Origin of the sequence: Nocardioides sp. LHD-245 (genome assembly GCF_030929495.1) — a bacterium.
Taxonomy (GTDB): Bacteria; Actinomycetota; Actinomycetes; order Propionibacteriales; family Nocardioidaceae; genus Nocardioides.
Map to the genome: position 1 here is coordinate 45,662 of NZ_JAVFWN010000004.1, position 12,591 is coordinate 58,252.

Genomic DNA, 12,591 nt, shown 5'->3' on the forward strand with positions numbered 1-12,591 from the left:
TCCTTCGGTCAGCTGAGGGTGAACCCGGTGTAGTCGTCGGCGGCGACCTGGTCGCAGATGTCGCGGTAGTGCCCGACGCCGCCGAGGTAGAGCGCGAACACCCGGGGCTTGCCCGGGACGTTGGCGCCGAGGTACCACGAGTTGCCCTTCATGAAGAGCGTGGGCGCCGCGACGTCGTACACCTCCTGCGTCCAGCGGTCCTGCGCCTCGACGCTCACCTCGGCGGTCGTGATGCCGTTCTTGTACTGGTACTGGATGAAGTCGGTGATCCACTCGACGTGCTGCTCGATGGAGATCAGCACGTTGCTAATCACCGAGGGGCTGCCGGCGCCGGCGACCACGTAGAGGTTCGGGAAGCCGTGGGTGCCGATGCCGAGGAAGGTCCGCGGGCCGTCGGCCCAGGCCTCGGGGAGGGTGGCGCCGCCGATGCCACGGATGTCGATCGCGAACAGCGGCCCGGTGAGCGCGTCGAAGCCGGTGGCGAGGACGAGGACGTCGAGCTCGTGCCGCACGCCGCTGGCGAGGACGACCTCGTCGCCCTCGACACGGACGATCGGGTCGGCGGCGACGTCGACCAGCGAGACGTTCTCCCGGTTGAAGGTCGTGTAGTAGTCGATCTCCAGGACCAGCCGCTTCGAGCCGAAGGGATAGCCCTTCGGGCACAGCCTCTCGGCCGTCTCCGGGTCGTGCACGATCTCGCGGATGCGCTCCTTGACGAAGTCGCCCGCCTTCTCCGCGGCCCGCTCGTCGGTCCGGAAGTCCCGGTACGCCGCGAGGATGTCGGGACCGCCCTTGTCCCAGTGGCCGCGGAAGGTCTCCTCGAGCGCGGCCGGGTCGACGTCGTGCGCCGACTCCGTGCCGATGCGGCGGTGGGTTCCTCCGGGATGGTGGCGCGCGATCTCGCGGTACTCCTGGAAGCGCGACTTCAGGTCGGCGACGTAGGCCGGGTCGAGGCCGTGGTTGCGCGCGGGGATGGCGTAGTGGGCGGTGCGCTGGAACACCGAGAGGTGGGCGGCCTGCCGGGCGACCTGCGGGACCGTCTGGACGCCGGACGAGCCGGTCCCGATGACCCCGACCCGCTTCCCGCTGAGCTCCACGCCGCTGCGGGGCCAGTCGCCGGTGTGGGCGAGGACGCCCGCGAAGTCGGCGATGCCCTCGATGGCCGGCAGCTGCGGCTTGGACAGCTGGCCGCTGGCCATGATCACGTGGCGGGCGACCAGGGTGTCACCGCGGTCGGTGGCCACGCGCCAGTGGGCGGCGTCCTGGTCCCAGTGCAGCTCGGTCACCCGGGTGTCGAAGGTGATGCCGGGGCGCAGGTCGAGCCGGTCGGCGACGAAGTTGATGTAGCGCAGGATCTCCGGCTGGGCCGGGTAGCGCTCGGTCCAGGTCCACTCCTGGACGATGCGGTCGTCGAACGAGTAGCAGTAGTCGACGCTCTCGATGTCGCAGCGGGCGCCCGGGTAGCGGTTGCGGTACCAGACGCCGCCGAGGTCGTCGTCGGCCTCGATGACGTGCACCGTGCGCCCGAGGGTGCGCAGGCGGTGGAGGCTGTAGAGGCCGGAGAAGCCGGCGCCGACGACCAGGACGTCGAGCTCGGCTGGGGGTGTGGCGCGCAAGGTGGGTCCTCTCCCTAATCAATGCTCATGAATATTAGCATTGCGGTGAGTGGTGTCACAAGGTGCGGGCCGGCGCCCCTGATCTGTGACGGAGGTTACCTCGGATCTAGAATTATGGTAGTAACCATCCCTATGAATAGAACCGCGCGGCTCGCCCTCGGGCCGATCGCTCTCGTCCTGGCGGCCACCGGTCTCGCGGCCGTGCCGCTGCTGGCCGGCGCCGAGCCCCCGGCCGAGCCCCCGGCCGAGCCCCCGGCCGCGGAGTCCTGCGCGGCCGCCCGGCTCTCCGGCCTCGAGGTGGTCGGTGCGGAGGTCACCGGAGTCGACGCCGTCGCCAACAGCAGTGGTGCGACGCGGCTGACGCCACCCCTGGACTCGGCAGCTCCGGACCTGCCCTTCTGCGAGGTGCAGCTCACCCTCACCCATGGCGTCGAGGGCGGGTTCGGCCCCGACCAGGCCCACGTGTGGCTCTGGCTGCCCGACGCCTGGAACGGCCGCCTCCAGGCCGTCGGCGGCGGTGGGACCCGCGCCACGAACGGCCCGGGTGCCATGGCGCCCGCGCTGGCGGACGGCTACGCCGTCGTCGCGAGCGACTCCGGCGTGCCCGACGCGCGTCAGCCGAACATCTTCCTGACACCCGAGGAGGACTTCGACTGGCAGCTCTTCGAGAACTGGACCTATCGCGGGGTCCGCGACGCGACCGTACTGGCGCAGGCGGCCGTCGCGAGGTACTACGGCGAGCCGGCGGCGTACTCCTACTGGAACGGCTGCTCGAACGGCGGACGGCAGGGCATGGCCATGGCCCAGCGCTTCCCCGACCTCTTCGACGGTGTGCTGGCCGCCGCGCCGGCGCTCTACGGCGCGGACCGGCTCAACATGACGATGTCCTGGCCCGCCGTCGTGCAGAACGAGCGGCTGGGCGGGCTCCTCCCGGCCTGCAAGCTCGCCGCGATGCGGGACGCCGTGCTCGCCGCGTGCGACGGCGGCGACGGACTCGGCGACGGTCTGATCAGCCGGCCCGAGCGGTGCGACTACCGTGCCGCGCTCGACTCCGTGGTCGGCGCCAAGCTCCCGTGCGGGAAGGTGAAGAAGGCCGACGTGGCCGCCGCGGTGGAGATCTTCCGGGGGCCGCACGAGCCGGACGGGCGAGCCGTCTGGTATGGCCACACGCCCGGCGTCGACCTGACCGGCGGAGTCGTGCGCGTCCCGCCGAGCTTCGCCCTGCAGAACTTCGCGTTCGCGGACCTCTCCTACGACTGGCGCCAGGTCTCGACGCGGGACCTGGTGACGACCGTTCGGGCGCGCCTGCAGGGACGTCTGGAGCTGCTCGCCACCGCCGACCCCGCGCTCGACACCTTCGCCGAGACGGGCGGCAAGGTGCTGATGTGGCACGGCCTGGCCGACGGACTGTTCCCCGCCGATCAGTCGATCCACTACTACGAGGAGGTGCGCACGCTGTCCGGTGCCGCCACGGACGAATTCCTCCGGCTCTTCCTCGCCCCGGGGGTCGACCACTGCCGTGGCGGTGCGGGTCCGCAGCCCGTGGACCCGTTCGAGGCGCTGGTGCGCTGGGTCGAGGACGGCGAGGCGCCCGAGACACTGCCGGCCAGCGGGCCGGCACCGGACGGAGGGACCCGGGACCGCGGCCTGTGCCCCTACCCGCAGGTGCAGGTCTACCGCGGGGGCGACCCGGACAGCGCGTCGTCCTTCGCCTGCGCGAGCGCGTGAGCGCCGGGCCGGCTCAGCCGCGGCTGTGCCAGATCACGATCTCGTCGAGCAGCGCGGGGTGCTGCTTGGCGACGTACTTCACGTAGTCGCTCATGTGCTCGGTCATGAGGCTCTCGGCACGGGCTCCGTCACCCGCCAGGATCGCCTCCGCGATGTCGACGTGGGCGGTGTGGACGTCGTGCTGCTTGTTCTTCGGGAAGAGGACCGACCGGACCCGGTCGCGGAAGATCTCGGCCAGGGACTGGCACACCAGGCTGACCAGGGTGTTCTCGCCCAGGGAGATCACCGAGGCATGGAAGTCCCCGGTGATGTGGAGGTACGTCTCGTTGTCCGGCGCGTCCGGGCCGGACCCGGCGAGTGCGACGAGCTCCCGGGCCGTGTCGGACCCCTTCTGCCGCTCCGCGGCGAGGCGCGCCGCCATCGGCTCCAGGATCAGCCGGGCCTCGTTGACCTCGCGGTAGGTCACCTCGGCGAACTGGAAGAAGAGCGAGGCGACGCGTCCGAAGTCCTCGGCGTGCACGCTCTGCACGACCGGCCCGCCGCCGGGGCCCGGCTTGAGGGCGATCAGCCCGCAGGTCTCCAGCACGCGCAGTGCCTCGCGAAGCGTGCCCCGGCCGACGCTGTACTCGGCCAGCATGTCGGCCTCCTTGGGCAGCTGGTCGCCCGTCCCGAGGCCGCGTCGCCTGATGTCGCGCAGGACCGACTGCGCCACGTTGTTGGCGAGCTTGTCCTTGCGAGCGGTGCGTCGGGGCGCGGCTCCGGGCGTCGTGCTCATTGCAGGTCCTCCATGCGCATCATGATGACGACATCATGGCCGCTCCCCAGCCGGTTCCGACGGAGGCATGCCCGAAGGGGGTGTGCCGGCGGCGCCTGGCGCGCCGGGCTCAGCCGTCGTCGCCCGCCCCCAGGTCGGCGTGCGCGTCCCGGAGCTGACGCTTGAGGATCTTGCCGCTGGGGTTCTTGGGGAGCGCGTCGGCGAGGACGACGTACTTCGGCGCCTTGTAGCCGGCCAGCCTCCCGCGGGCGTGGGCGAGCACGTCCTCGGCGGCGAGGTCGGCGCCGGCGCGGGGCACGACCACGGCGGCGACCGCCTCGACCCAGCGCGGGTGGCTGACGCCGAAGACGGCGACCTCGGCGACGTCGGGGTGGGTGTAGATGGCCTCCTCGACCTCGCGGCTGGCGACGTTCTCGCCACCGGTCTTGATCATGTCCTTCTTGCGGTCCACGACGTAGAGGTGCCCGGTGTCGTCGAGGTAGCCGAGATCGCCGGAGTGGAACCAGCCGCCGCGGAACGCCTCGGCCGTCTTCTCCGGGTCCCGGTAGTAGCCGAGCGTCGCGTGGGGGCTGCGGTGCACGATCTCGCCGACCGTGCCGGCGGGGACGGGCCGGTCCTCGTCGTCGACGATCCGGGTCTCGACGTTGAGGGCGGGGCGCCCGGCCGAGCCGGCGTACGGAAGCTGCTCGTCCGGGCCGAGGATGGTGGCGAGCGGGGCCATCTCGGTCTGGCCGTAGAAGTTCCACAGCGCGACGTCGGGCAGTCGCCGTTGGAGCTCGCGCAGCACCTCGACCGGCATGGGGGAGGCGCCGTAGTAGCCCTTGCGCAGGCTGGACAGGTCGGTCGTGTCGAAGTCCGGGTGCCGCAGCAGCCCGATCCACACCGTCGGCGGCGCGAAGAACTTCGTGACGCGGTGCTCGGCGATGGCGCGCAGGACCGTCGCCGGGTCGGGGCCGGGCAGGATGATGCTGGTCGCGCCCAGGTAGACGTCGGTGCCGAGGAAGCAGTCGAGCTGTGCGCAGTGGTAGAGCGGCAGGGTGTGCAGCTCGACGTCGTCGGCGCTCATCGATCCGTCCAGCGCGCAGGAGACGTACTGCCACAGCAGCGAGCGACTGCTCAGCAGCGCACCCTTGGGCCGCGACTCCGTGCCGGAGGTGAACATCATCCGGACCGGATCATCGTCGGCCATCGGTACGACGACCGGTGCGCCGCCGTCGTGCTCCAGCCAGCCGGTGAGGTCCTCCCAACTGTCCGGCGCGGTGCTGAGGGCGGTGCCGGATCCGGCGGGCCGGATCACCCGGCGGACCCGCACCTGTGGGTCGGCGGCCGCGGCGAGGGCGGCTTCCGCGGTCGGCACCAGTGCGTCCTCGACGACGAAGCCGGTCGCGCCGCTGTGGTCGAGGATGAACGCGATCTCGTCGGCGCCGAGCATGAAGTTGATCGGCACCAGCACCACGCCGGCGCGGGCGGCGGCGAAGTCGAGTACCGCGAACTGCCAGCAGTTGTGCGCCAGGAGGGCCAGACGCTCGCCCTTGCCGAGCCCCGCCGCGGCGATCGCCGCCGCGGTCCGCTCGACGTACCCCTCGAGCTCAGCGAAGGTCAGCCGCCTGTCGCCGTCGACGAGCGCGAGCTTGTCGGGGACACGCTGGGCGGTGCGCCGGGGGAGGTCGCCGAGGGTGTGCTGACGGGCCGAGGAGACGTCGCTGTCGCTCATGCTCGGCAGGCTATATCCTCGGGCCATCTAAACGAACGTTCGATTGACGGGAGTTGTCATGGAGCACGTCACGCTGCGGGTCGAGGACCGGATCGCCACGCTGAGCTTCGCGCGACCCGACCGGCTCAACGCCTTCACCGACACGATGGAGGCCGAGCTGATCGAGGCCCTCGACGCGATCGACGCCGACGACGAGGTGCGGGTCGTGGTGCTGACCGGCGAGGGCGGGGCGTTCTGCGCGGGCATGGACCTGAGCGAGTCCTCCGACGCGTTCACCCGGTGGCGCACCTCGCCGAGCGCGCCCGAGGGCACGGTGTTCGAGGTGCCCGGTGAGGAGCTCCCGATGCGCCGCGACGGCGGCGGCCGGGTGGTGCTGCGGCTGTTCGACCTGGACAAGCCGGTGATCGCCGCGGTCAACGGGCCGGCGGTCGGCGTCGGGGCCACCATCACGCTGCCCTGCGACGTCCGGCTGGCCTCGGAGCGGGCCCGCTTCGGGTTCGTGTTCAATCGCCGCGGGTTCGTGCCCGAGTCCTGCTCGACCTGGTTCCTGCCGCGGGTGGTGCCGATGCAGACCGCCCTCGAGTGGGTCTACACCGGCCGGGTGTTCGACGCCGACGAGGCGCTGGCCAAGGGCCTGGTCCGCGACGTGTACGCCGAGGACGAGCTGCTCCCCGCCGCCTACGCCCTCGCCCGCGAGATCGCCGACAACACCGCACCGGTCTCGACCGCGCTGGCCCGCCGGATGATGTGGCGGATGCTCGGGGCCGAGCACCCGGTGGTCGCGCACACCGCTGAGACGATCGGGCTCAACCTGCGCGGCGTGAGCCGCGACGCCCGCGACGGGATCGCCGCCTTCCTCGAGAAGCGGGACCCGGTCTTCACGGACCGGGTCCCCGCCGACGTGCCAGACGTGTTCGCGTCCTTCCCGGCGCCCGAGTTCGACCCCGCCGCGCTCAGCGTCGCTCGAACGTCGGAGTCCGCTTCTCCAGGAACGCCGCCGTCGCCTCCTTCTGGTCCCGCGTCAGCGCGGTGATGACCTGCTGCCGGTTCTCCAGCTCGATCCCGGCGCGCAGGCTCGGCATCTCGAGCGCGAGCCACATGCCCTGCTTGGTGAGCTCGACCTGGACCGGGCCGTTGCCGAGGATCTGCCCGGCCGTCGCGAGCGCCGCGTCGAGCAGCTCCTCGGCGCCGGTGACCCGGACGACCAGCCCGATCCGATCCGCCTCCTCGGCGTCGAAGCGTCGGCCGGTCAGCATCAGCTCGTGCGCGTTGCCGGCGCCGACGATGCGGGGGAGCAGCCAGGAGACGCCGATGTCGCAGGCGGAGTAGCCGGCGGTGATGAAGGAGACCTTGAAGATCGCCTCCTCGGCGGCGATGCGTACGTCGGCCGCGCAGACCAGCGCCAGCCCGCCACCCGCCGCGGGCCCGTTGACGGCGGCGACGACGGGCTGGGGGAGCAGGTGGATCTTCTCGGTCAGGGCGGCGATCTCGCGCTGCCGGTCCAGGACCGAGATCGGGTCGGCGTCGGAGGACCGCCCGTCGTCGTACCCCTGGAGGTCGAGTCCGGCGCAGAAGGCCCGCCCGGCGCCGGTGAGCACGACGACCCGGCAGGTCCGGTCGGTGCGGATCCGGTCCAGCTCGGCGTGCAGCGCGCCGACCAACTCGGCGTCGAGGGCGTTGAGGCGCTCCGGCCGGTCGAGAGTGAGCTGGACGACTCCGTCGAGGGGGCGGGTGACGAGCAGGGTGGGCACGGCGACTCCTGAATTAAACGAGCGATCGTTTGGTTTTGCTATCCTAGGCCGGTGCCCACGACTTCCGACAGCCCCGACCTCCTCGCCGGGCAGGTCGCCCTCGTCACCGGCGCCAGCGCGGGGTTGGGGCGGCACTTCGCCTTGACGCTCGCCCGCGCCGGAGCCGCGGTCGCGGTGGCGGCGCGGCGTGCGGACCGGCTCGCCGGCCTCGTCGCCGAGGTCGAGGGCGCAGGCGGCCGCGCGCTCGCCGTGCAGCTCGACGTCACCGACGCCGCCGCGATCACCGCGGCCGTCGACGCGGTCGCCGCCGGGCTCGGCACCCCCACGATCCTGGTCAACAACGCGGGGATGCCCGACGCGCAGCGCGCGCACAAGATGTCGCTGGAGCTGGTCGACGCCGTGCTCGCGACCAACCTGCGCGGCCCGTGGCTGCTGGCCACCGACGTCGCGCGCCGCCTAATCGCCGCGGAGCGACCGGGCCGCATCGTCAACATCTCCTCGATGTCCGCCTTCCACTACGCGGGCGAGGGGGCGGCGCTCTACTGCACCACCAAGGCCGCCGTGAACCGGATGACCGAGACCCTCGCGGTCGAGTGGGCGCGGTACGGCGTCAACGTCAACGCGATCGCCCCGGGGGCGTTCGGCAGCGAGATGATGGACGGGATGCTCGAGCGGATGGGCGACATCTCGCAGGCCTTCCCCCGGCGCCGGATCGGCGTACCCGAGCAGCTGGAGAGCACCCTGCTCTATCTCGTCTCGCCGGCCTCGGAGGCCGTGACCGGCACCGTCGTCAAGGTCGACGACGGCCAGACGCACCGGTGAGCCGCGCCGGGATGCCACACTGACCCCTCGACCCACACCGACCAGGAGGTGCCGTGGCCCGGCCGAAGGGACAGCAGCGCAACAGCCGTGACGTGCTGGTCGCCGCCGCCGTCGAGAACTTCACCGCCCTGGGCTACCACGGGACCTCGATGCGCGACATCGCCCGCACCGCGGGGGTCACGGTCGCCAGCATCTACCACCACTTCCCGTCGAAGCAGGACATCCTGCAGCACGTCATGCTCGGGACGATCACCGACGTGCTCGCCGCGACCCGGACCGCCGTCGCGGAGGCGGTGGCCGAGGGGCGGACCGGGCCGACCGAGCGCCTGGAGGCGGTCGTCGACGCCTGGGTCGTCTTCCACACCACCCGCCAGGCCGAGGCGCTGATCGGCGCATCCGAGATCCGCAGCCTCGACGAGGCCGGCCGGGCGGCGCTGGTCGCGCACCGCGACGAGCAGGAGGCGCTGTTCCGCGAGATCATCGAGGACGGCGTCCGGGACGGCGCGTTCGCGACCGGCTACCCGCGCGAGGCGGCCCGGGCCATCATCGAGATGGGCTCGTCGATCTCGTCCTGGTACCGCCTCGGCGGCGAGCTCAGCCCCGAGGAGATGTCGGTGCGCTACCGCGAGCTCGCCCGCGGCACCGTCGTCGACACCAGCCTGACGGCTACCGGCTCCAGCGGGGCGCGCGCTTCTCGAAGAAGGCGCTGACCCCCTCCGCCCACCTGCTCGCGATCAGCGCGGCGAAGTGCATGCTCGTCCTCTCGGTCGGGTCAGAGCCGGGCCAGCCCGCCTTCGAGGAACAGCGGGACGGCCTGTCCGGCGGTGTCGAAGCCGGGGCCGTGGGCGGCCCCGGCGCGCTGGCGGTGGTCGATGCCGGCGGCGATCACGGCCAGCTTGAAGTAGGCGAGGGCGAGGTGCTCGTCGAAGTCGCGCAACGCGACTCCTCCCGCCTTCTCGTACGACGCCGCGAGGTCCTCGACCGACGGCAGCCGGTCGCTGGTCCACGCGCAGGGTGTGCCGATCACGAGGTCGAAGGCCGGGTCGCGGTAGACGCACATGTTGGCGACGTCGGCGACGGGGTCGCCGATGGTCGACAGCTCCCAGTCCACGACGGCCGCGACCGCGACGTCGTCCTTGCCAACGAACTGGATCAGGGTGTTGTCGAGTCGGTAGTCACCGTGCACGATCCCGGTCGCAGCCTGGGTGGGGAGTCGGTCGGTGAGCCGAGTGGCGAGTGCGGTGGCCAGGGTGGCGACCTCGTCGGGGAAGCTGGCACCGACGATGTCCCACTGGCCGCGCCAGCGCCGCAGCTGCCGCTCGGCATAGGCATCGGGACGACCGAAGCGCTCGAGGCCGATCGCGACGTGGTCGACCGCGTGCAGGGCCGCGAGGGTCGCGTTGAGGGCCTCGATCGCCATGCTGAGCCGGGTGTCGTCGAGGGCGTCCAGCTGTTCCTGGGTCTGCACGGTGTGACCCTCGACGAAGCCGGAGATCGCGAACGGTGCGCCGAGGACGTCGTCGTCCTCGTGCAGTGCGACTGCGGGCGGCACCGGTACGTCGGTCCGGCCCAGGGCCTTGATCGCCCGGAACTCGCGGGCCACGTCGTGTGCCGACGGGGTGCGTCCCGCCCGAGGCGGAGTGCGCATCACCCACGCGTCGGCGTCGTCGTCGAGCCGGAAGGTGAGATTGGAGCGGCCGCCGGTGAGGAGCCGGCCGCGCAGGTCGCCGCGGGGCGTCGTACCGGCGGCGGTCATGACCTCGGTGACGCCGTCGAGCTCGCGGCGGGTGAGCTCGGTCATCGGGTCGCCTCGCGTACCGCGCGGCGGGCCAGCGCCCAGCGGTGCACCTCGGAGGGGCCGTCGTAGATGCGGAACGGCCGGATCTCGCGGGCGATCTTGGCGACCGGCAGCTCGTGGGTGGTGCCGAGTCCGCCGCACAGCTGCACCGAGCGGTCGGCCACGCGGTGCAGCGCCTCGCCGGCGAAGGTCTTCGCGATCGAGGTCTCCTTGGCTGCGCGCCCGCCGTCGTCGAGCACCCGGCAGGCTTCCAGCAGCAGGGCACGGGTGGCGGCGAGGTCGATCTCGTTGTCGGCGATCATCTGCTGGACCATGCCGAGGTCGGCGAGCCGGGCACCGAAGGCCTCTCGGCCGGCGACGTGAGCGACGGCGACCTCGTGGGCTCGCCGGGCAGCGCCGAGCCAGCGCATCACGTGGGTCATCCGGGCCGGTCCGAGCCGGACCTGGGCGCCGGCGAAGCCCTGCCCGACCTCGCCGAGCACGTCCTCGTCGGGGACGAAGGCGTCCTCGAAGAGCACCTCGCAGTGCCCGCCGATCATCGAGGTGTCGAGGCTGGCGAGGTGGCGGGTGACGCTGATGCCCTCGGTGTCGGCCGGCATCAGGAACATGGTCGCGCCGCCGGCGTCGCCGGTCTCCCCGCTGGTGCGGGCCATGGTGATGTAGAACGACGCTCCGTCGGCGCCGGTGATGAACCACTTGCGGCCGCTGACCGCCCAGCCGCGGTCGACCTTGACGGCCGTGGTCGCCAGGGCGGTCGGGTCGGAGCCGGCGCCGGGGGAGGGCTCGGTCATCGCGAACGCGGAGCGGACCTGCCCGCGGGCCAGGGGCGCCAGGAAGCGGTCGCGCTGGGAGCCCACCGCCACCTGGTCGAGCAGGTGCACATTGCCCTCGTCGGGTGCGGCGATGTTGAGTGCGAGTGGGCCGAACAGCGAGTAGCCCGCCTCCTCGAACACCGGCGCCCGGTCGACCAGGTTCAGCCCGAGGCCGCCGAGCTCGACCGGGGCGTGCGGGGCGAACACTCCGGCCGCGCGGGCCGCGGCCTGCAGTGTCCCGCGAACCTCGTCACCGCCCGCCGCGGTGATGTCGCCGTCGTACTCGTCGTCGAGCGGCAGCACGACGTCGTGGATGAGGGTGCGGGTGCGGGCGATGATGTCGTCGATCTCGTGGTGGGTCATGGTCAGCGCCGTCCGAACAGGTCCTGGCCGATGATCTGGCGCATGATCTCGTTGGCGCCACCGAAGATCCGCTGGATCCGGGCGTCCTGGTACGCGCGACCGACCGGGTACTCGAGCATGAAGCCGTAGCCGCCGTGCAGCTGCAGACAGCGGTCGACCACGCGGCCCTGCATCTCCGAGGCCCACAGCTTCGCCTTCGCGGCGTCGACCACGGTGAGCTCCTCGGCGTTCCAGGACCGGATGGCCTGGTCCACGAAGGCCCGGGTCACGTCGATCTCGGTCGCGACGTCGGCCAGCACGAAGCGGGTGTTCTGGAAGTCGGCGATCGGCTGGCCGAACGCGACCCGGTCGTCGACGTACTCGACCGTGGACTGGAGGATCGCGGTCGAGCCAGCGACCGCTGCGGCGGCGATGGAGAGTCGCTCCAGGGGCAGGTGGTGGACCAGCTGGCCGAACCCGCCGCCGATCTCGCCGAGGACGTTGGCGTCGGGGACGAAGACGTCCTCGAAGACCAGCTCGGCGGTGTCCTGGCCGTGCAGGCCGACCTTGTTGAGCTTGCGACCGCGGCTGAACCCCGGCATGTCGCGCTCGACGACCATCAGCGTGAAGCCTCGCGAGCCGCCCTCGGGGTCGGTGCGCACGACCGTGATCACCAGGTCGGAGTGGATGCCGTTGGTGATGAACGTCTTCGCGCCGCTGACCACCCAGCCGCCGTCGACCCGGGCGCCCGACGTACGGATGCCGCGCAGGTCGCTTCCGGTGCCCGGCTCGGTCATCGCGATCGCGCCGATCAGCTCGCCCGCGACCAACCGCGGCAGCCACCGGGCCTTCTGCTCGTCGTTGCCGAGGCTGGTGAGGTAGGGGATGGCGATGTCGTCCTGCAGCGAGAAGCTGGATGCGAGCGAGGTCGCGTGCACGCGGGCGAGCTCCTCGAGGACCACGTTGCGGAAGCGGTAGTCGCGGAACTGCCCGGCGCCGCCGTACTCCACCGGCGCGGGGAGCCCGAGGATGCCCTGCTTGCCCGCGGCGAGCCAGACATCGCGGTCGATCAGGCGCTCCTCCTCCCAGCGCTCGATGTTGTCGACGACCTCGCGGTCGACGAACTCACGCACCACGGAGCGGAACTCCTCGTGGTCGGCGGTGTACAGGCTGCGCTTCACGGACGCCGTCCTTCCTAATTAACTAAACGTTCGTTCGGTTACCGTACGATCT

At 71.8% G+C, this 12,591-nt stretch carries 11 protein-coding genes; 4 read left to right on the forward strand and 7 right to left on the reverse strand.

Annotation, left to right across the window (positions count from 1 at the left end):
- Positions 1-8 precede the first annotated feature (8 nt).
- On the reverse strand, positions 9-1,616 hold the full coding sequence (locus RB608_RS07530; protein ID WP_308087188.1) for an NAD(P)/FAD-dependent oxidoreductase: 1,608 nt from the start codon (positions 1,614-1,616) through the stop codon (positions 9-11).
- Between the two features lie 132 nt (positions 1,617-1,748).
- Here RB608_RS07530 and RB608_RS07535 point away from each other — a divergent pair, with 132 nt between their 5' ends.
- A complete protein-coding gene (locus RB608_RS07535; protein WP_308087189.1) occupies positions 1,749-3,344 on the forward strand; it encodes a tannase/feruloyl esterase family alpha/beta hydrolase in 1,596 nt (531 codons plus the stop codon).
- Between the two features lie 13 nt (positions 3,345-3,357).
- On the opposite strand, the gene RB608_RS07540 is transcribed toward RB608_RS07535, so the two are convergent.
- Entirely contained in the window at positions 3,358-4,119 is a 762-nt protein-coding gene (locus tag RB608_RS07540; RefSeq protein ID WP_257430351.1) for a FadR/GntR family transcriptional regulator, read from the reverse strand.
- Positions 4,120-4,228: 109 nt separating this feature from the next.
- Positions 4,229-5,833: an acyl-CoA synthetase gene (locus tag RB608_RS07545; RefSeq protein WP_308087190.1), complete on the reverse strand. Its 1,605-nt coding sequence runs from the start codon at positions 5,831-5,833 to the stop codon at positions 4,229-4,231.
- A gap of 58 nt (positions 5,834-5,891) precedes the next feature.
- Here RB608_RS07545 and RB608_RS07550 point away from each other — a divergent pair, with 58 nt between their 5' ends.
- The gene (locus tag RB608_RS07550) at positions 5,892-6,866 is read left to right on the forward strand and encodes a crotonase/enoyl-CoA hydratase family protein (protein ID WP_308087191.1); all 975 of its coding nucleotides are present in this window, start codon (positions 5,892-5,894) and stop codon (positions 6,864-6,866) included.
- Here RB608_RS07550 and RB608_RS07555 read toward each other — a convergent pair.
- On the reverse strand, positions 6,787-7,584 hold the full coding sequence (locus RB608_RS07555; RefSeq protein ID WP_308087192.1) for an enoyl-CoA hydratase/isomerase family protein: 798 nt from the start codon (positions 7,582-7,584) through the stop codon (positions 6,787-6,789). The two genes, RB608_RS07550 and RB608_RS07555, sit on opposite strands and share 80 nt — an antisense overlap.
- 51 nt (positions 7,585-7,635) lie before the next feature.
- Between RB608_RS07555 and RB608_RS07560 the strand changes: the two genes are divergently transcribed.
- Both RB608_RS07560 and RB608_RS07565 read left to right on the forward strand, forming a co-directional pair.
- Positions 7,636-8,406: an SDR family NAD(P)-dependent oxidoreductase gene (locus tag RB608_RS07560; protein WP_308087193.1), complete on the forward strand. Its 771-nt coding sequence runs from the start codon at positions 7,636-7,638 to the stop codon at positions 8,404-8,406.
- A gap of 53 nt (positions 8,407-8,459) precedes the next feature.
- Positions 8,460-9,116, forward strand: a complete 657-nt coding sequence (locus RB608_RS07565; RefSeq protein ID WP_308087194.1) for a TetR/AcrR family transcriptional regulator — start codon at positions 8,460-8,462, stop codon at positions 9,114-9,116.
- Positions 9,117-9,178: 62 nt separating this feature from the next.
- Here RB608_RS07565 and RB608_RS07570 read toward each other — a convergent pair whose 3' ends face one another.
- From RB608_RS07570 to RB608_RS07580, 3 genes are read right to left on the reverse strand one after another with little or no spacing between them, the layout of a single operon-like run.
- Entirely contained in the window at positions 9,179-10,207 is a 1,029-nt protein-coding gene (locus RB608_RS07570) for a phosphotransferase family protein (RefSeq protein WP_308087195.1), read from the reverse strand.
- Complete coding sequence (locus tag RB608_RS07575; protein WP_308087196.1) at positions 10,204-11,379, reverse strand: acyl-CoA dehydrogenase family protein; 1,176 nt, start codon at positions 11,377-11,379, stop codon at positions 10,204-10,206. Before RB608_RS07575 ends, RB608_RS07570 begins: the two co-directional genes overlap by 4 nt.
- 2 nt (positions 11,380-11,381) lie before the next feature.
- Positions 11,382-12,539 carry an acyl-CoA dehydrogenase family protein gene (locus RB608_RS07580; RefSeq protein ID WP_308087197.1) on the reverse strand — a complete coding sequence of 386 codons (1,158 nt, stop codon included), beginning with the start codon at positions 12,537-12,539 and terminating at the stop codon, positions 11,382-11,384.
- Positions 12,540-12,591 lie beyond the last annotated feature (52 nt).

Excerpts from the sequence above, each read along its gene's own strand:
- RB608_RS07535 (WP_308087189.1), top strand. The coding sequence starts at position 1,749 with ATGAATAGAACCGCGCGGCTCGCCCTCGGGCCGATCGCTCTCGTCCTG.
- RB608_RS07540 (WP_257430351.1), bottom strand. The coding sequence starts at position 4,119 with ATGAGCACGACGCCCGGAGCCGCGCCCCGACGCACCGCTCGCAAGGAC.
- RB608_RS07545 (WP_308087190.1), bottom strand. The coding sequence starts at position 5,833 with ATGAGCGACAGCGACGTCTCCTCGGCCCGTCAGCACACCCTCGGCGAC.
- RB608_RS07550 (WP_308087191.1), top strand. The coding sequence starts at position 5,892 with ATGGAGCACGTCACGCTGCGGGTCGAGGACCGGATCGCCACGCTGAGC.
- RB608_RS07570 (WP_308087195.1), bottom strand. The coding sequence starts at position 10,207 with ATGACCGAGCTCACCCGCCGCGAGCTCGACGGCGTCACCGAGGTCATG.
- RB608_RS07575 (WP_308087196.1), bottom strand. The coding sequence starts at position 11,379 with ATGACCCACCACGAGATCGACGACATCATCGCCCGCACCCGCACCCTC.